General features: G+C 55.4%; 17 protein-coding genes. 12 read left to right on the top strand and 5 right to left on the bottom strand.

Going from position 1 to position 18,970, the window contains the following annotated elements; translation table 11 throughout:
• Positions 1-19: 19 nt before the first annotated feature.
• Positions 20-187, bottom strand: coding sequence for a hypothetical protein (locus ACWGS8_RS34720; RefSeq protein ID WP_454585138.1), 168 nt, complete (start codon positions 185-187; stop codon positions 20-22).
• Complete coding sequence (locus ACWGS8_RS34715) at positions 132-299, bottom strand: hypothetical protein (protein WP_454585137.1); 168 nt, start codon at positions 297-299, stop codon at positions 132-134. Before ACWGS8_RS34715 ends, ACWGS8_RS34720 begins: the two co-directional genes overlap by 56 nt.
• Before the next feature lie 200 nt (positions 300-499).
• Here ACWGS8_RS34715 and ACWGS8_RS34710 point away from each other — a divergent pair, with 200 nt between their 5' ends.
• Positions 500-1,681 carry a M24 family metallopeptidase gene (locus tag ACWGS8_RS34710; protein WP_454585136.1) on the top strand — a complete coding sequence of 394 codons (1,182 nt, stop codon included), beginning with the start codon at positions 500-502 and terminating at the stop codon, positions 1,679-1,681.
• 421 nt (positions 1,682-2,102) lie between these two features.
• Positions 2,103-4,574, top strand: a complete 2,472-nt coding sequence (locus ACWGS8_RS34705; protein WP_454585135.1) for a GcvT family protein — start codon at positions 2,103-2,105, stop codon at positions 4,572-4,574.
• A 169-nt stretch (positions 4,575-4,743) separates the two neighbouring features.
• Here the strand turns inward: ACWGS8_RS34705 and ACWGS8_RS34700 are convergent, their stop codons facing one another.
• Complete coding sequence (locus ACWGS8_RS34700) at positions 4,744-5,340, bottom strand: 4'-phosphopantetheinyl transferase family protein (protein WP_454585134.1); 597 nt, start codon at positions 5,338-5,340, stop codon at positions 4,744-4,746.
• 939 nt (positions 5,341-6,279) lie between these two features.
• On the opposite strand from ACWGS8_RS34700, the gene ehuB reads away from it, so the two are divergent.
• The 6 genes from ehuB to ACWGS8_RS34670 all read left to right on the top strand — a co-directional run bounded on the left by ehuB (position 6,280) and on the right by ACWGS8_RS34670 (position 12,354).
• Positions 6,280-7,161, top strand: a complete 882-nt coding sequence (gene ehuB / locus ACWGS8_RS34695; protein ID WP_454585133.1) for an ectoine/hydroxyectoine ABC transporter substrate-binding protein EhuB — start codon at positions 6,280-6,282, stop codon at positions 7,159-7,161.
• A gap of 96 nt (positions 7,162-7,257) precedes the next feature.
• A complete protein-coding gene (gene ehuC / locus ACWGS8_RS34690) occupies positions 7,258-7,917 on the top strand; it encodes an ectoine/hydroxyectoine ABC transporter permease subunit EhuC (RefSeq protein ID WP_454585132.1) in 660 nt (219 codons plus the stop codon).
• The gene (gene ehuD, locus ACWGS8_RS34685) at positions 7,914-8,582 is read left to right on the top strand and encodes an ectoine/hydroxyectoine ABC transporter permease subunit EhuD (RefSeq protein WP_454585131.1); all 669 of its coding nucleotides are present in this window, start codon (positions 7,914-7,916) and stop codon (positions 8,580-8,582) included. The genes ehuC and ehuD overlap by 4 nt, the downstream gene beginning before the upstream one ends.
• Positions 8,583-8,693: 111 nt before the next feature.
• Positions 8,694-9,470, top strand: a complete 777-nt coding sequence (gene ehuA, locus ACWGS8_RS34680) for an ectoine/hydroxyectoine ABC transporter ATP-binding protein EhuA (protein ID WP_320298665.1) — start codon at positions 8,694-8,696, stop codon at positions 9,468-9,470.
• Between the two features lie 294 nt (positions 9,471-9,764).
• The gene (locus ACWGS8_RS34675; RefSeq protein WP_320298666.1) at positions 9,765-10,229 is read left to right on the top strand and encodes an Lrp/AsnC family transcriptional regulator; all 465 of its coding nucleotides are present in this window, start codon (positions 9,765-9,767) and stop codon (positions 10,227-10,229) included.
• A gap of 448 nt (positions 10,230-10,677) precedes the next feature.
• Positions 10,678-12,354, top strand: coding sequence for a GMC family oxidoreductase (locus tag ACWGS8_RS34670; protein ID WP_454585130.1), 1,677 nt, complete (start codon positions 10,678-10,680; stop codon positions 12,352-12,354).
• A gap of 468 nt (positions 12,355-12,822) precedes the next feature.
• Here ACWGS8_RS34670 and ACWGS8_RS34665 read toward each other — a convergent pair whose 3' ends face one another.
• The gene (locus ACWGS8_RS34665; protein ID WP_454585129.1) at positions 12,823-13,968 is read right to left on the bottom strand and encodes a M20 family metallopeptidase; all 1,146 of its coding nucleotides are present in this window, start codon (positions 13,966-13,968) and stop codon (positions 12,823-12,825) included.
• A 34-nt stretch (positions 13,969-14,002) separates the two neighbouring features.
• Positions 14,003-15,193 (bottom strand): aminotransferase class V-fold PLP-dependent enzyme, encoded by a 1,191-nt coding sequence (locus tag ACWGS8_RS34660; RefSeq protein ID WP_454585128.1) that lies wholly within the window; start codon positions 15,191-15,193, stop codon positions 14,003-14,005.
• Positions 15,194-16,175: 982 nt separating this feature from the next.
• Here ACWGS8_RS34660 and ACWGS8_RS34655 point away from each other — a divergent pair.
• The 4 genes from ACWGS8_RS34655 (at position 16,176) to tnpB (ending at position 18,879) form a co-directional block, all read left to right on the top strand.
• Entirely contained in the window at positions 16,176-16,709 is a 534-nt protein-coding gene (locus ACWGS8_RS34655; RefSeq protein WP_454585127.1) for a hypothetical protein, read from the top strand.
• Entirely contained in the window at positions 16,706-17,980 is a 1,275-nt protein-coding gene (locus ACWGS8_RS34650; RefSeq protein ID WP_454585126.1) for a DGQHR domain-containing protein, read from the top strand. Before ACWGS8_RS34655 ends, ACWGS8_RS34650 begins: the two co-directional genes overlap by 4 nt.
• 204 nt (positions 17,981-18,184) lie before the next feature.
• Complete coding sequence (gene tnpA / locus ACWGS8_RS34645) at positions 18,185-18,577, top strand: IS66-like element accessory protein TnpA (RefSeq protein WP_454585125.1); 393 nt, start codon at positions 18,185-18,187, stop codon at positions 18,575-18,577.
• Entirely contained in the window at positions 18,574-18,879 is a 306-nt protein-coding gene (tnpB, locus tag ACWGS8_RS34640) for an IS66 family insertion sequence element accessory protein TnpB (RefSeq protein WP_454585124.1), read from the top strand. The genes tnpA and tnpB overlap by 4 nt, the downstream gene beginning before the upstream one ends.
• Positions 18,880-18,970: the final 91 nt, after the last annotated feature.

The raw sequence follows: 18,970 nt of genomic DNA, 5'->3' as shown, positions 1-18,970 counted from the left end.
AATTCCTCCTCGAAGAATATCATCGCGTCTCACCATCGAAAGCTTGATCCAAGCACCGCGGCGCGCATGGCCGCCGGATCCGCGCGTCTGCGGTCTTCACCGGATGAGTACGCTGTGTCACACGCGGGTTGTCAAAGAAGCGGAAGCCCGCCTTCGCCGCTGCCCGGTCGCCACAGGCCGCCGGGATCGGGCTTGCCCGGCGCTCCTGACAGCTGATCCAGCAACCGCTGGAGCCGCCGGGCCAGGCGCTTGTCGGGAAGCTCTTGCTGCCAAGCAGCTTCGATGCTGGGAAAGATCAACGCTAACTTCCGAGCAAAACGACCTTGGCTGATAACAGGACAAGCTCTGCGCAAACAGCCAAAACATGCAGCTTTTCTGCGGCGGCAGGCCAACATAGCGCAGGGTAACGTTCCTAGGCGTGGTAGGCTGTTACAAAGATGGCAGCAGGTGGGGGCTCTTGGTCCAGTCAGGCAACCCCGGCGAAGAGGACGATCTAGAGATGACGTATGACAAACCCTTCCTTCCCGATGAGTTTCGAGGCCGTGTTCAAGACGTCAAGCAGCGGATGGAGCGAGCGGGATTGGACCTCCTAGTCTGCCAGGACCCTGCAAATATGGGCTGGCTGACTGGATATGACGCTTGGTCGTTCCAGTACCCGCAGGCGGTCTTGGTGCATCTTGAGTTGGATGTTCCAATTTGGATGGGAAGACTTGTTGATGTAAATTCCGCCTTTGTTACTACAGACTTGCCACCAGAGAACATATTCTCGTTTTCTGATCACCTGGTTAATCATCCAGAGCTGCACCCCTTCGACGACCTCTGTGAGCTGATTAAGTCGCGGGGATGGGACTCTGATCGGATAGGTGTTGAGATGGACGCGCACTACTATACTGCACGCGCACATCAGCATCTTGTCAAAGGAATACCGAATGCAAAATTCTTCGACAGTTGCGGGCTAGTGAATTGGGCAAGACTAATTAAATCCAAAGCAGAAATCGTGTACATGAGAGAAGCAGGTCGCATTGTCAGTAACACGATGTTAGAGATTATCGCAACCCTAAAGCCGGGGGTGCCCCATTATCAGATCGCTGCAGAGGTATATAGCTCACAGATACGTGGCATTGACGGAAAATATGGCGACTACACCAGCGCATGTCCGTTGATTCAGTTCGGCGACAACACGAACGCACCGCACCTCACTTGGACGGATAAACCGTTGCCAACATCTGGTTTAGTTCTCTTGGAGCTTGCCGCAGCGCGACGACACTACCATGCGCCGTTGGCGCGCACTGTCTACATTGGCAAGCCGCCTGAAGAGGTCAAGCGTCTCGCGAACGTTATAGTGGAGGGGGTCGATGCTGTACTCGAAATCGCGAAGCCAGGTGTAGTTGTCGAAGAGGTTGACGCGGCCTGGCAGAATATACTCAAACGCAACGGGTATGTAAAAAAAGGACGGTCTGGCTATTCCATTGGTCTGAACTATCCGCCGGATTGGAACGAACGTACCGTTAGCATTCGATCGGGCGATCGCACTGTGCTTCAAGCCGGTATGTGCTTTCATTTCCAAACAGGGATCAGGCTCGAAGATTTTGGGGCGGCGATATCCGAGTCATTCGTCGTCACCGAAGCTGGCGGTGAACGGCTGACCGATGTCGATCGCCGCCTAATTGTGGTGGACTAGGACAGGCCGATCCGACCCGCAGCGGAACAATTCATGAAGGACTCGCTGAGAAGCGCCGAGCGAGCGCCCTGATGCCCGGCGGGCCAGAGCGTGTGGCGGAGAGGTTGAAGAAGCAAGGATGACGAGCTCTGTGGAGAGTAGAGGGGATAAGATCTCGCCAGATATCCCCCGGCAGTACTGCGCTTGAAAGGGGTGTACGGCGGCGGCGTCAACCGCGCCAACCAACTATAACCGTCCCCTCGACCTTACGGCCACATGGGGACCGGGGCGATGCTGGTCGAGTTAACCACCGGCCGCCCGTACGTTCGGCGCCAGCGGCAAGCCAGAGGCCTCAAACGGCTGAAGCACCAAAACGACACTCTTACTCAGAGCAGTTCCCGCGCCCTAACAAGCCAACGCGAGCAACCGAATAAGGAGACGCATGATTACCAACTCGCCCATCCGTCCTCGTGAACTGTCTGTTCGCGCCCACGAGGTTCTCGTCATCGGTGGAGGAATCGCAGGAGCGAGCGTAGCCTTTCACTTGGCAAAAAATGGCAAAAATGATGTCGCCGTCTTGGAGCGACACACGCTTACTTCGGGTACTACATGGCATGCCGCCGGTTTGATTATGCAAACGCGTGGCACCCACGCGTTAACCGAGATAGCCAAGTATAACGCGGAACTTTACGCCGCATTGGAAGCCGAGACCGGGCAAGCGACAGGATTCAAGCGAAATGGTACGCTCGGTGTCGCTCGCACCAAACAGCGACTCTACGAAACTGCACGGAACGCATCAATTGCCAAAAGCTTCGGGCTCGAGGCGCACATCATTTCGCCATGTGACGCAAAGGAGCTATACCCAGCACTCAACGCGTCAATAATAGAAGGTGCGGTCTATATCCCTGGAGATGGGCAAACAAACCCGGTCGACACGTGTATGGCATTGGCAGCTGGCGCCAGGAAAAATGGTGTAAAAATCTTCGAGAATTCTGAGGTCGCAGACCTCTGGCGAACGTTAGATGGCTGCTATCAGGTTCGCACTGGCGAAGGCGTCATCGAAGCCGAAGTTCTCATACTCGCTTGCGGTCTCTGGACTCGAGATTTAGCTGCCAGACTAGGTGCGCGGATACCACTTTATGCGGCAGAGCACTTCTATGTGGTAACTGACACTGTCGACTTTGTGAGGCCCACCCTGCCTGTCCTACGAGATACAGATGGCCATGTGTATTTGAAGGAGGATGCCGGCAAAATATTGGTAGGCGCTTTCGAGCCTTGGGGTAAAGCACTACCCATGGAGAAGCTCCCAAAGGAAACGGCTTTCATCGAGCTGGCGGAGGATTGGGATCATTTTGAGTTGCCTATGACTAAAGCGACGGAAATTGTTCCTGCACTGGCAAATGCTGGAATAACTAAGTTCTTCAATGGCCCAGAAAGCTTTACGCCGGATCTATTGTTCATGATCGGTGAGATACCGGGAATGAAAAATCTTTTTGTGTCAGCTGGCTATAACTCCGAAGGCATTGAATACGGGGCGGGGGCTGGGCGAGCTTTAGCGGAATGGATCGTCGGAGGGGCGCCACAGATGGACGTTAGCTTTGTCGATGTAGCCCGGTTTCACCCTTTTCAAATCAACAAAAAATATTTGCATGACCGTACTCCGGAAGTCTTGGGGCTTCATTACAAGATGCACTGGCCGGGTCACCAGCTTCAAACGTCCCGCGGGGTCCGAAAGAGCGTACTTCACGACCGTTGGGCTAAACTTGGCGCTAGCTTCGGCGAAGGCATGGGCTGGGAACGTCCTATGTGGTTTGCTGGGCTGGGAGAGCCAACGGAAAACGTCTATTCTTACGACGAGCCAAACTGGTTCAAATATACGAGCCAAGAATGCAGTGCCGCTCGAAATAATGCCATTCTATTAGACCAAAGTTCGTTTGGGAAACATCTAATTCAAGGTCGAGATGCATGCCGTTTCCTCCAATGGTTGTGTGCGGGTAACATAGATGTACCGATTGGGAATCTTGTCTATACCCACATGCTTAATAAAAAAGGCGGAATCGAAACAGATATTACGGTAAATCGTCTTTCGAAAACGGAGTTTCTAATTATTTCGTCAGCGACAGTTCATCCGCGCGATAAGGCATGGATTGAGCGCCATATTACTGATGGTATGAGTGTTACACTGACCGATGTTACGTCAGCTTACGCCGTCTTATCACTACAAGGACCGAGATCGCGTGAGATCTTGTCCCAGGTTACGGACTCCAATCTGGGAAATGAGGCATTCCCATTCGCCACAAGCCAGGAAATCGATATAGGCTATGCGCGGGTAATCGCGAATAGACTTACTTACGTTGGAGAGCTTGGTTGGGAGCTTCATATTCCAACCGAAATGGCACAGCATGTCTTCGATATTGTCTGGGAGGCCGGCCGGCCATTTGGTCTCAGAGCTGCAGGATACCATGCGCTTGAGCATTTACGTTCCGAACGCGCCTACCGGGAATATCAACTCGATCTTACGCCTGTCGATACGCTGCTTGAGGCTGGACTAGCATTTACGATCGACTGGAACAAGGGTTGCTTTATCGGAAAGGAGGCTTTGACAGCCCAGAAAAACAATATGCCGTTAAAGAAACGACTGGTATCCTTTAAGCTGCATGACCCGAATCCAGTGCTCTTTCATGAAGAACTCATTCGCTGCGACGGCCGTATTGTGGGATATATTTCGTCGGGAGTAAAAAGTTTCACTATCGGCACGTCCATCGGAATGGGATATGTTCATCACGTGGCGGGTGTCACCAAGGACCTAATTGAGAACAGTCGATGGCAAATTGAGATCGCGGGGAAACTCTACGAGGCCGACGCATCGCTGCGGGCTTTTTTCGATCCAAATGGTGATCGGGCTAAGCGGTAATGAGCGAAGGGCCAGAAGGAGTTGTGCTGACGTATCGCAGCAAGATGTTGGACGCGTCATTGACATCCAACACGACGCGCTCCGAGGTGTGACGCCTTGCCTTGAACAAAGACCGGCCTTTGAAATCTGCTCGAGCCGGACATCGCTTGGCGCAGCACCGCGCGCAAAATCAAGCGGCTGAAGATGATGCGCCTTTTTGGGACCTCGTAACGAAAACTGCGGTGAGTATCAGTCTATTGGCAATGGCGAACCGGCCGCGAAGCTCCCGCGCATGAACGTCGACCGGCGTGTGAAGAACGCGAGCACGAAATGTGCCATCATTCGGCACGATGGTGACCACGGCGTCCTCGAAGCCCAGCCATTCACGTGTGAGCGGGAACCATGCCTTAAAGATGCTTTCCTTAGCACTGAAGAGCAACCGGTCCCAATTGAGGTCCCCAGGTGCGTTGGCCAGCCAATATCGCTCCTCATCGACCGAAACGAGCTCCAACACACCAGACGGCAACTTCTCGTCGGCTTCTGCATCGATTCCAAGCGCTGCATAGTCCTCATGGTTAGCGACGGCGGCGGCATAGAATTCAGCAGTATGCGTTATGCTGCCGACGACACCAGATGGCCAAACTGGTTCCCGGTGGGGTCCACTTGGGATCGCGCACGGAGGGAAGCCGAGCTTGGACAATGCCGCCCTAGCACAGGCTCGCCCGATCGAGAATTCACGTCTTCTGCTCTCGACTGCAGTGGCGATTGCACTCTCTTCTTCGGCCATCACCAGGACCTGGCTGAGATCACTTGCCCGACAGGTTTGCACGGCAACATTAGGGGGGAGCAGCGTATCCAGATTTCCTCGCTCTCTCGGCCACAATGTGCTGCTGGGCGGTTCATGCACGCCGCGGCAACTTCCGTCCTTTGCGCAGGAGCATTACAAACAGAGCAACCAGCCCGGCCACAACTCCCAGCAAGAGTGCATGGCTGGCCAACAGTCCTTTAAAACCCCAAGGACAAGGAAAAAGCAATATGGGGTATGAAAAGTATCCTTCTAGCGAGGGAAACGACTGCACTCAGACCTACTCCGCTCTGGCGAGAGCTGCGCCCGGTCGGGTTCCTCCTCCGATACGCCAATCCGCTCGCCCCACGCTGCCTCCAAAAGACAGCTTCGCTGGCTCGAATGAGCCCGCGCCCCACTTGAGGGGCTCCCTCCGAGTTCTTTCGCACTGGCGGTCTCTTTGGGCGTTTTCAGGCCCGGCTTTTCCTGGCTCTGGCTCCGCTGACCATCCCTCCTATTTTGGCCGGCGGGGCCAGATTTTGTAACAAGCGCCTCTCCGCGCCGATTGGATTTTGGATACAACCGGTAGCGCCTGCTCATTAGCGGAGCCCTAGGCGATGTTTGGACTGCATCACTTATTCGTGCAGCAGTTTCCTATCGGCGCCATCTCGACTTGATCGCCGCGCAGCACTTTGGCGTTCAGAAATGCCGACTTCCTGCGTCAATATTGAAACGTCGCACAAATGCGGCGCCTTACGGCTGCTAGATTCACTAGGCGAGCGTGGTGATCCCTTGCCGGTTGGGCGACAGGTCCAATGGGTAGTGCGATAGCCTCGCTCCAAATGGGGAACTGCCGCGGCGGTCAAATAAAAACGCATGCAGCGTCGTCTCACGGCGTTTTACACTGCGACAAGCGGCCAACGAAATGGAAGGAGTTACCAGATGAACAAATGGCATTTTTTCGAGCGCAGAACACGCGTCTTCAGGTGCGTGGTTCTGAACGGAATGGCTGCTTTGGGTGCAGCGGCGTTGGCAATTGGCTTGGTGGCCGGCTCAGCCTCGGCGGGTTCGCTACTCGATAAGATCAAAAAAGGAGAGCCGATCCGGATCGGCTATTCCAATGATGCTCCATGGGCTTACTCCGGGTCCAACAATGAACCGCTCGGCATAAGCAATACGATTATGCTGGCCGTCTTAAAGAAAATGGGGGCCGGCAAGGTCGAGCCGGTCAGTGCTGAATGGGGGGCGCTCATTCCCGGCCTGCAGGCCGGCCGCTTCGACATTATTGCCGACGCCATGGGCGTCCTCCCTGCACGTTGCCGAAACGTGCTCTTCACCGATCTGATCGCCACTCTCAGGGATACGCTCGTCGTGCCAAAGGGCAACCCGAAAGGGCTGCATTCCTATGCCGATATTCGGGATAAGGGTGCGACATTCGTCACAGGCGTTGGGTTTGTTGATTTGGCGACCGCGAAGAAAGTCGGAATTCCCGAAGACAAGATCTTGCAGGTCACTGACTATACGGAGATCGTCCAGGCAGTGAAAGTCGGCCGCGCCGATGCCGGCGGCTCCGAATATTTGACCTTGAAGAAAGCCATCGCCAATGATGACAGGCTTGAGCTAGCAAATCCGTACACCCCCGCCTGGCACATCTCCCCCGCTTTCGCCTTCCCGCTCAATGAGCAGGCTGCGGTCGACGCCTTCAACTCGGCGATGAAGGCTTATATCGGCTCCGATGAGATGCTGGCGTCTGTCAGCACTTACGGATACGATAAGTCGATATTGCCGGGCAGCGAAAAAACCGCCGATCTCTGCAAGGATTGAAGCAAGACCACAAAGCGACACTTGGCGTCTAATCCCCTTTCCGGGCTGCCCGAAAAGGGGATTAGGAGAATTACCATAAGGAAGGGACGCGAATACATGCTGAGCTTTGGCGTGGCGGCGCTCGCTAAGGGGATGTTGGTCACTCTGATCGTCACTCTTGGGGCGTCGCAGGTAGCGAGCGTACTGGCGCTGATCGTGGGCCTGATGAGAGTCTCGCCCATCAACCCGGTTCGTTGGCTCGCCATTGGCTATATCGAATTCTTCCGTGGGACATCGTTGCTAGTGCAGGTCTACTGGTGGTTTTTCGTGTTGCCTATCTTCGGACTCGCCCTTTCTCCATGGACGGTGGCCATCTTCGGAATCGGCCTCTGCGCGTCCGGCTATGGGGCCGAGGTGGTGCGCGCCGCCATCCAGGCGGTCGACCGTGGGCAGTATGAAGCGAGCATTGCGCTCAACTTTTCACGGCTCACTATGATGCGCCGCATCGTAATGCCGCAGGCGATCCGTGCCTTGCTGCCCTCCTGGGGTAACATGCTTATAGAACTGCTTAAAGCGACGTCGCTCACTTTCTTCATCACCATCGCCGAGTTCACCTCAGCCGCCAAACTGGCAGCTGACACGACGGGCAACTATCTGCTTTTCTTTGCTGTGGCGCTTTTTGGATACTACATCGTCGCGCGCGCACTTATCACGCCGTTTGTGCGTTGGCTGGAGCGCCGCCTCTCGCCAGGGTTCGTGCGGGAGGCCATGGCATGACTATTTGGGATTGGTCTTACGTTTGGGAGGCATTGCCGTATCTTTATCTTGGCGCGATCGTCACCGTTGAGGCTACTCTATTCGGCTTCGCGATCGCATTGATCCTGGGTCTGGTTTTCGCGCTGATCCGCCAATCTCGGAATCGCTATGTCTCCACAGCCATGGCGGAAGTCGTGGAATTCATACGCTCGACCCCGCTGCTGCTTCAGGTTTTTTTCATCTATTTTGTCGGACCGGAATTCGGGATGTATATCCCCGCTTGGATCGCCGGCGTCGGTATGCTCGGCGTCCACTACGCCGCTTACTGTTCGGAATGTTACCGCGCGGGGATTGAAACTGTAGATGGCGGTCAGTGGGAGGCCTGCACTGCGCTTAATCTTTCGCCGCAGCGCAGCTGGCGAGCTATCATCTTGCCCCAAGCAATTCCCCCCATCACACCGGCTCTAGGTAACTATTTCGTCGGAATGTTCAAGGATGCACCGATACTCGCAGCGATCGCCATCCCGGAGATGCTGCAGCGGGCAAAGAATTTCGGCGGAGAAAACTACCGCTATATAGAGGCGATCACAATGGTTGGCTTTTTCTACCTCGTGTTCAGTCTGGTCGCCTCAGCGATTGTCCAAGCAGTTAGCTTGTGGCTCAACCGCCGCTACCATCTGCAGTAGGAGATCTCGATGAACGAGCCCAGGGTTCGTCTGCAAAATGCCGCAATGCACTACGATGCGCTGACGGTGCTGGGGCAGCCCAATTTCCCCATGGCGCAAAACGAGAAAATCATGAATCAACCTATGGTCCGCTTCGAGAACGTTACCAAACGCTACGGTGCGCTGACCGTGCTAGACAAGCTCAATCTGGATATCTCGCGCAACGAGAAGGTGTCGATTATAGGGCCCTCCGGCTCGGGGAAGACCACAGTGTTGCGCATGCTAATGACCCTGGAACGCATCAACGATGGAGTAATTTGGGTAAACGGCGAGCCACTGACGCACATGCAAAGGAGCGGTCGGATGGTGCCGGCGAACAATCGGCACCTCAGGCGCGTGCGCGGCCAGATCGGCATGGTGTTCCAGCACTTCAATCTCTTTCCTCACATGACGGCATTGCAGAACTGCATGGAGGCGCCGGTCTCGGTACTTGGGCTTTCCAAGCCGGAGGCTGAGGCCCGAGCGGCGGAACTGCTCGACATGGTGGGGCTCGGCGAGAAGAAAAATCACTTTCCGATTCAGCTATCCGGCGGTCAGAAGCAGCGCGTGGCGATCGCCCGCGCGCTAGCCATGCGGCCCAAGGTGATGCTGTTCGACGAGGTGACCTCGGCTCTCGACCCAGAGCTGGTCGGGGAGGTGCTAAACGTCATCCGCAAGCTCGGCGCTGAGTATGACCTCACCATGCTGATGGTCACGCACCAGATGGGCTTTGCTAAGGAATTCTCCGATCGTGTCTGTTTCTTCTATGGCGGCAAGATCGCCGAGCAGGGCTCGCCTGACCAGCTCTTCGGGGATCCGCAGAACGAGCGAACCCGTCAGTTCCTCAGCGCCGTATTGGAGGCAAAGTAATAGCTTCGGTGGGGCTCTACCATCCTGCAATGAGGCGGTGCAGGGGCGGCTAGAACTCGCGATAAAGGTGCTTACACTCTCCGCTGGCCCGATCACAGTTGGTCGCCAGTGCTAAAAAAGCGGACTCGCAACTTACGACCGCCCTTGGGGAGGGCGTGAAGTACAAAATCCCTGCTTCGGGGAGCTGTTGGAAGCCTGGCTCTTTGTTGATCCTTGAGCATCGCGCAAAATGGCTTATATCTCGGGTCAACGCAGATTTTCTGCGCGAAGCCCGGTTTCTTGCAGGTATCGCAAATGGAACTAGATAGAGTCGATAGGAAGCTTCTCAACGCGGTCCAACACAACAATCGCCTCACGACAGAAGAGCTGGGCGAAATCGCCGGCCTTTCTCCTACCGCCTGTCAACGCCGATTGAAGCGGTTGCGGGACGCCGGTGTAATTGAGGCTGATGTAGCGATAGTCTCGCCAGGAGCTGTCGGAAGGCCGATGCTCATGCTCGCGTCCATTACCCTGGAGCGTGATCGTGCGGACATAATTGATCGTTTCAAGCAAGCGGTCCGGCGCACACCTGAGATCATGAGCGCATATTATGTTACAGGGGAATCTGACTTTCTCCTCATAATTTCTGTACGTGATATGGCCGAGTATGAGGCATTCACCCGTCGCTTTTTCCACGAACATTCGGATGTGAAGGCCTCCAAGACAATGGTGGTAATGGATCGAATCAAGGCATCGCTAGCTCTGCCAATTGAAGAATAGCGTCGACCACGCCATTATTAAAACTCACGCAGGCAGGCTCAGAGGGCTTCCCGCAGATCTTGCGCGGTCACGCTTTATCTGCTGGTTGAGATGGAAGCGCGATCTCTCGGCCTGGCCCAGACAGTGGGGAGTGGGTGCGACAGTTACAGCCGTACTTTGTCGAAAATTCTGGCGAACTGAGTTAACCGGATGTATTGGCCAAACAAGATCGGCCACGATCTCAAGTCATCGCACTCGATGCACAATAGCTAACTCGTCTCATAACCCTTAGCCGATATCCCGCAGCGATGACATCAGAGTTTACGCTGGCTCTCTTGGCTTGTTAATCCGGCAAACGCGGACTGCAACCATATGCGGCAGCTTTTCTGCGTAGAATGGCTTCATTTTGCAGAAGGATGCGTTCGCATCCCTGCTAAGTTAGCCGAGGAGATTGAATGGAGTGTATCCTTTGTTTTTCGACTACCTCATTGTAGGCGGCGGCTCTTCGGGATGCGTCATGGCGAACAGGCTTTCCGCTGATGGAAGTCAAGTGCTGCTCCTCGAGGCTGGTCCCGACTTTGCCCCAGATGCCATTCCTGACGATATCCTTGATGGCAATCCGACGCGCGCCTACTACAATACTCGTTATCAGTGGCCGTCACTCACTGCGACAATAGTGCAGAATGTCAGCAGACATACTCATTACGAGCAAGCTCGTCTCATAGGAGGGGGGTCGAGCATTAATGCTCAGGTAGCCAATCGAGGGGCTCCGGCCGACTACGATGATTGGGCATCCGGAGGTGCCGCGGGCTGGGATTGGGAGAGTGTGCTGCCATTCTTCCGTCGGCTTGAGAACGACCTGGATTTTAGCAACGAGTATCATGGAAACGACGGTCCGCTGCCCATCACTCGGGTGGGAAAGGCGGAATGGTCCGGATTTATTTGCGCGGTGTCGGAGGCTTATCAAAACAGAGGCATACCATTTCGATCCGACTTTAACGGGGAGTTTGGCGATGGACACTCAGTTGTTCCGTTGACAAACCGCAACCGTCGCCGCGTCTCGGCTGCGATGGCTTATTTGCCCGCAAGCGTGCGCGCTCGCCCCCACCTTAAGATTTTGTCGGAGACGACCGTCGTACGGCTAATCTCCTCAGGACGTCAAATAATAGGCGTCGAGACCGAAAGCAAAACGGGTCAGCAATCTTATTTTGCGGAAACAGTGATTCTGTGTGCCGGCGCTATTCATTCGCCTGCTTTGTTGATGCGTTCCGGGATTGGCCCGGCGGGGCAGCTATCAAAACTCGGCATTGCCATTGTGGCGAACTTAGAGGGGGTCGGCAAAAATCTGCAGGAGCACCCCGGTGTCGCCATCTCGGCCTATTTAAAACCGAACGATCGCATGGCACCGAATGCGACCGGCTATATCCAGATGCATGCTCGTTACTCCTCAGGTCATGAGGGCTGCCCCTCAACAGATATGGCTATCTCGGCCTTGGCGAAGTCTGCATGGCATCCCATTGGCGAGCGCCTCGGCACCCTCAATTTCTGGGTTAACCGCTCCTTCTCGACGGGAACAGTCTCGCTCAAAAATTCCTCTCATGCCGCTGAGCCGGAGGTGAACTTCAACATGCTAAGCGACAATCGTGATGCTGATCGATTGAAGAAGGCGTTCCGGTTCGTAGCGCAATTACTCGAGCACAAGGCGGTGGCGGCCGTCGCGCTCGACCCATTTCCGTCTACTTGGACCGGGCGAGCAAAGCGGATAAGTAGCTACAACCGTATAAACTACGGAATTACGGGCATTGTCGCCGCGTTAATGGATAGTTCTTCGCGGTTCCGACGAGGGATAATAAAATCCGTCATCACTGATGGACGCAGTATCGCCGATCTCCTCAATAGCGACGAGCTTCTCGACCGCTTCATACGCCAAAATGTCTTTGGCAACTTCCATCCAACGTCCACATGCAGGATGGGATCATCTGAGGACCTAAACAGTGTTACAGATGCGTCGGGGCGTGTTCACCGGGTAGCGGGCGTGAGAGTCGCCGATGCGTCAGTTATGCCATTTTGCCCTCGAGCGAATACCAACATTCCGACGATTATGATTGCTGAAAAAATGTCTGATGCCATATTGAACGACCGCTAAGGACGCGATCTAGGCCGTATGAGGAGTTCAACCTCAAGACATAGAAAGCCGCCGTCCACACTCCATGGGTCTGCACTTGACACCGTCGCCATCAGGCCGTCGAGCAGCGTTGAGTGGTTTTTGTGCGCCAGCAGAGCCTTGACTATTCGCTATTGCTAGCTCTCGGCAGGTGAGCCGGGCACAGCGCATGCCACATCTATGCCGGCTTGGTCGCAGAGGGGCGGCCCTTGAATCTCACGTCGACCGCTTTGTCGTAGCCTCCGGTGAAGTTGGCGCAGCGAGCTGGGAGCGGGCCAGAGCTGAGAGTTCTGCAAATTCGCGGAGAGCGCGCGGTCAGGCGGCCATGACCGGCTGGTAATGTCCAAACTCACAGAATCCCAGGAAGGAACGCCACCAAGACAGAAATAAGACCCCGTGCGCTGGAAATGCTCCGAAACTGAGCCTTCTTCGGTCTGCTGTCCGAAAATTCTAGTAGTTAAGCATTATATGCTGGTATATCTCGACCGCCTTGCCTAACTGATCTATTTCAATGAACTCGTTGCTCGTATGGGCCTGAGCATCACTTCCCGGGCCGAGGACGATGCAAGGAATTCCCGCCAACGACAGCTGGCTTGCATCCGTGCCCCAGGGCGCTCCTATGAATTTCCCCGATCCGACAACATCAGCGCAGGCCGCCGCTGCCACCACAGCAATTTTGCTCGACATTGCGTTAGGCGGAGCTGGATCTTCTAGGGCAGGGAGCAAAGATCGGACTTTGATTTTGTCGTCGCCCTGGCGAAAACTTTCCAGTATGTCTTCTACCTCCTGTATCGCGAGCTGCGGCGACTCTCCTGGTATGAGGCGTCGATCAATCCAGATGCGGCACCGTGGCGGCACGGTTGTGATCTCTACGCCCCCTTCGATAAGGCTGACGGTTAGAGCGGGGGGGCCGACGAAAGGATCCGCTCGTAGCGCCAGCTCATTACCATGCTCATCAAGCGCCAGTACTATCTTAGCCATTGCCGTGATTGCATTTACTCCGAGATGGGGCTTCGAGGTATGCGCGGCCACGCCTTCAACTTCGACTTGCCAGCGGACCGATCCCTTATGAGCGACAACGAGCTCTAAGTTAGTGCATTCACCGACCACAGCGGCGTCATAGGGCACGCCTGACTGCGCAATGGCACGAGCGCCAATTTTGCGGCCCTCTTCGTCAATGTCCGCCGCCACGACCACCGTGGCTTTTGGTTTGCGGTCTCCAAGGGTGCTAAGTGCCACCAACATAGCTGCAAGCGGCCCTTTGTCGTCGCAAGCACCGCGACCATAAATGCGCCCCTCCCGTTGTTCACCAGAGAACGGGTTGGACTCCCATTCACCTGTAGGCACAGTGTCCATATGGGCGATAAAAAGGACGCGCTTGTCAGGATCCTGCCCAGGGACCCAGGTTAACAAGTTCGAGCGCCCTTCCACCACGGGCTGTATTTCATATGGGAGATTTCGTTCTCTACAAAAATGCGCGAGAAACTCGACGACTCCTTGTTCTCCACTTCCCGTTGACGACAAAGCTGGGTTGACACTCTCAATTCTAATAAGCTCTTGTAGGAGCGCCGCAGTCTCTGCGCACACGGGGGACATAGATTCTCCTATCGTAGGTGGGTTACGGCTTCGGCTACTTCAGCCAGCTCTTGGCCAACTCGACAACACGATCCACCTCTTCTTCTGTATTGTACAGATGAAGAGAAAAACGCAATAATCCCCTGCGTGTTGAGGCGGTCACCTGGTTGCTCATCATATAGGCGTGAAGCGACTGTATACGGCTGCTGATAGGTCGCCCGTCGGAGAGCGCTGCCATATCGCCAACCGCCACTATGCTTCCAGTGTGGCTCCCGGGAGGTCCCCCACAGACGGGCAATCCAAGTTCAAAGAGGCCGGAAGCCAGTCGTCTAGTAAGCGACGTAACGTTGTGGTCGATTGCTTCGGTACCTATTTCAAGTAGTTGCCCCATTGATGCGTAGGCAGCTAGCATGCCCGGAAAGTTGTAGTGCCCAAGGTCAAAGCGGGCCGCCCCAGACCGCAATTTCACAGAGTCCAGCACCGGAGCCGATTCTGGCGCGTTCCCGAGATCCACACTGAAACGAGAAAGGTAGGCCGGATTTAATCGATCGGCCCATTCTTGGCGGCAATACAGAAATCCCGACCCATAAAGCCCCATCAACCCCTTCACGGTCGAAACCGCCAAACCATCGATGCCAAGTTGAGCGACATCGGTGTGGAGTATTCCCACGGATTGAGTTGCATCAGCTAAAAGGAAGGCTCCAAAATGCCTGCACGCTTCGGCGATTGGTCCCACTCGGGTTCGAAATCCGGGAACCATTGTCATCGTCGACAGTGAGACAATACGCGTGCGCGAGTCAATTGCCCGTATGAAGGCCGCAGGCGGAACCGAGCCGTTCTCCGGCTCTATGTACCGCAGTTCAACATTGTGGCGGACCTTGACCTGTAACCACGGTAGGATGTTATTTGCGTGCTCCAGTTTTGGGCACAGAACTATGTTATCGCCGGGCCTCCAGTCGACGGCGTTAGCGATTATATTAATGCCTTCTGATGCGTTCTTTGTGATGGCGATCTCTTTTTCACCCGCACCGATAAACCGCGCAAAACGGGCGCGAGTTCGCTCGACGTGTTCCATTAGTGCAGGCTCATCATTCGTCCCGCAAAGCCGATTCTCCAAATGCGGTCCTATGGATGCCAACGCTGTTCTTGAGATGAGCCCCTGATTAGCAACATCCATGTAGATCGCGTTTTCCGTTGCCGGAAACTCGTGTCGAATAGTATTAAGGGGAAGCAAAGTGCTTTTCATTCGGTAATTAGGGTCCTTCTGACTACGGATAGAGAGGCAGGAAGCGAACACAAAAAAAATGCTTGCGGCGCCCCGACCTGGGGGATCGTTCGGCGAGCGGCTTTAGCACGATCCGTCGAACACAAGGAACTCATACAACGCACGTTCGTAGCTTCACAAATCATTCTATGCCGGGAACATTGTGGAAGTCAGGCTAATACCGCCCTAGGCGTGCAGCTTTGCGGCGAAAAAGACGCAGCTTTTGCCGAGATCGTCGTCACTGGTGTTGGGTTGGCGAGAACGTTCAAAGGAGACAAATTTACGCCAGAACGCGAACCTTTTCCACGTTTCGATCTCAAGCAAACGAACAGGACAAATCTCTCGTCTGGTTCACCTGGCGTCCAAGTGCGTCGCAAGGGTCTTTACGTCATCGAGCAAACACATCAACCTCCATCTCGACGACATGGCGCTCAAGGCCGCATCTCTATACGCGGCTGCAACATGTGGGCTTGAGACGCAACTTTCAACGATCGTCGAAGTATAAGACCATCCCAGCATTAGAATGTGAGACAACGCTCGCCGTGTTAGATGGAAAGGTCCCGTTCCGGACTCCGGTTTTTGACAAATTTACGCCAAGTTCCCGCGCCCATCACAACGCAACTTGCACAAACAATTGTGGCGATGCGTAAAATTGACGTAGGCGATAGAGACTGGACCGCAAGCGCATACCGCTTTGCGAGTCGAAAGCAGGGGGGATTATCGCCACTGAGCGCCAGCGGGTTTTTTTAAACTGAGAGTCCAAAAAAATGTATGTTGCCATTGGTACTTGTTGATCTCAAGTTAAATTGATGGTTATGGATTAGCAGTCTAAAATTCAAGAGCGGAATGTATATGCTTCTCCTGCGCGTGCTGGCTGCCGTGGCTATGCCGAGATCACTGAGATCGCACTTCCTCCGGCGACTGCTCAAGCGACTGATAGTGAGGAATGGTGGCATGCGGACTCATGGTGAAAGGTGATATGGGAGCGGTTGAAGGAGGGTGGAGTGAACTCCGCCGTGACGTTTGGCGTCGGACTACGCGACCGGCGGCGCATGCAACCTTTGTCTTTTTCTTTTTCGGCAGCGTAGTGCTGATCGGCGGCCTAGGAATCTGGGTGGAATTGATCAACGCGGCAAAGGCGCCATCGCCTACAGATTTTTTGCCCGTACGCACAGCGATGGCCACATTTTTTCCGGCGCTGATCGGTTCCACATGCTTCCAGATCGTGTTGGGGAAATATCTGAAGGCGCTGCGCGCGGTCGCGTTCGTCGGCACAACAATTATCGCCGCTGTAGGTTTTTGGTTAGTCCTGGACCGCAACCTTTCGACCGCTTTGTCGCTGTCCATCGGAACGCTGGCTTCTCTTGTCTCGCTTTGGTTCTGGTGGATAGCAAACGCCGACAACCCCGACTTTTTTGACGAGCCACTGGACCAAGCGGCCTTAGGAGGCAGCACCGACCGCCCCCTTGGTGGCGACCTTGGAGGTTTTGACGCATGACGACGTTCCCATATCGAACCAAGGCCCTTCGCGTTCGTCAGGAACTCGCAGAATGTTGGGTAGTAGCACTGCCGGCTCGCCTGCTTCTCGATGTCTGCTTCAGCGACGTCCTCACTGCCGAGCACACTGGCGACGCAAGCAGGCCATACAATCTCGGCGGAATTCAGCGTGAATATCGCGAGAAAAGGCTGCAGGAGATCGGCAGATATATCGATAGGGACGACACCGCGTTCCCCAACTCGATCATCCTGGCGGCGAATTCGCGGCCGAGTGACGGCATGACAGAAGACGATCCGGTTGATCAAGCGGAGGAGGATGCCGAAGAAGGTAAGCCAGCTGACAATTTGGAAATCGCCGATGGCGACCCAAGTCCGATCGACCGACGCTGGCGCATTGAGGTAGGAGACGATGGTTGCCATGAGCTGGTGATCCCAACCAAAGACAAGCTCGCCGCCGTGGTGGACGGCCAGCACCGCCTATTCGGTTTCGCGAAAGCAAAAGTGGTCGAGCGTCTTGAGATGGAGATGATTTGCGCGATCTATCTCGATCTGCCGAAGCCGTTTCAGGCACAGATCTTCGCCACTATCAACTCGAACCAGAAGCGAGTGGATAAGAGCCTGACGTATGAGATGTTCGGCTACAACATAGACGATGAGGATCCGTCTTTTTGGAGCCCAGACAAGCTTGCAGTGTTCCTGACACGCCGTTTGGGCAGCGACGACGCCTCACCCCTTAAGGGACGGATTGTCATCGCTCCCAAGAAGGACGCTCAACTTGCAGCGCTGACCGGTCACGGCGGGTGGAAGGTCTCGACTGCAGTTGTTGTAGAGGGAATTGCGCGACTCCTCACGAGCAACCCGAAGACGGACGCGAACGATCTCCAGACACCTGCCAAGGTGCGGCGCGCCGACATTCAAGAGCGCAGAAAGGATCGAGCGCCTCTGCGCGCGGCCTACTTCGCAGGTCAGGACATCGTCATCTATACCATGGTTCTGAATTATCTCATCGCTTGCAACGAGGTATTCTGGTCCGCTGCGCCCGCAGACTCGTTCATATTCAAGACGGTGGCCGTGCAGGCGCTTTTCGACATTTTACGTCGGTTGGCCCCCGACGCTTACGAACGGAAAGTCATCTCAGTTGAGTACTTCCGATCAATTCTACAACCAGCACGCGGATTGAACTTCAGCGAGGACAAATACCGCAACGCGTCGGGATCGGGCCGCAGCATCATTCGTCGGGCAATCGAGGAGCAAATTGGACTTGCGAATTAGGTCTATCACTCGCGGTCTGCATCAGACGTTTAAATCTAAGCAAGGTGGACGACGCCAGCCGTGGCTTTCGTTAGCATGCTGGCCGTCGCCTATCTCATTCCTCATGCCTCAAGATGGCAGTGAACGTACCCATCCGGCGAAGACCGCCTTGCTGAGGTAGGCTGAAGGGCTGCAAGTCCTAGTGCAAGCACTAGGAGTAGCCCTATGACGAAGCATCAGGAAGTGATCACATCGGTCGAGCGGCGTCGGCGCTGGTCCCGGGAGGAGAAGGAGCGGCTGGTCGGGGCGACATTTGAGCCGGGCGCCAGTGTTTCGGAGCTTGCGCGATCGGCCGGCATTCATGTGAGCCAGCTTTTCCGGTGGCGCAAGGAGCTCTGCCAGATCTCCGCACCGCCCGTGCCGCAACTCGTTCCCGTGCAAGTCGTCGAGGCGCTGCCGGCGCCGCAACCACCTGCGCAGCCACCGCCGATCGCCCGAGCGCGCAAGAAGAGCAGCATGGTGACGATCGAGCTTGGCGGCGCCCGCCGCCTGCGGGTCGAGAGTGATATCGACAGTGAGGCGCTCGGCCGGATCCTGGATGTGCTGGAGCGGCGATGATCCCGGTCCCGCGCGATGTGAAGGTGTGGCTGGCCACTGGTTATACGGACATGCGCAAGGGCTTCCCCGGCCTTGCCTTGATGGTGCAGGAGACCTTGAAGCGGGATCCGCACAGCGGCCACTTGTTCTGTTTCCGCGGGCGGCAGGGTGGCCTGATCAAGGTGATCTGGCATGACGGCCAGGGTGCTTGCCTGTTCACCAAGAAGCTTGAGCGCGGCCGCTTCATCTGGCCCTCGGCGCCCGACGGGACTGTGGTGATCACGCCCGCACAGCTCGCCTATTTGCTCGATTATGCATGTTGATACCCCTCCTTGTGAGGCTGACAGATTCTGAGGTCGAGGTGATTGATGGTGTGGTTCCGCAGGCTTTTGACGGCATCAAGGACCGAGGAGG

It is taken from the genome of Mesorhizobium sp. 43Arga (assembly GCF_053714255.1).
This window is presented reverse-complemented; position numbering and strand designations above follow the sequence as displayed.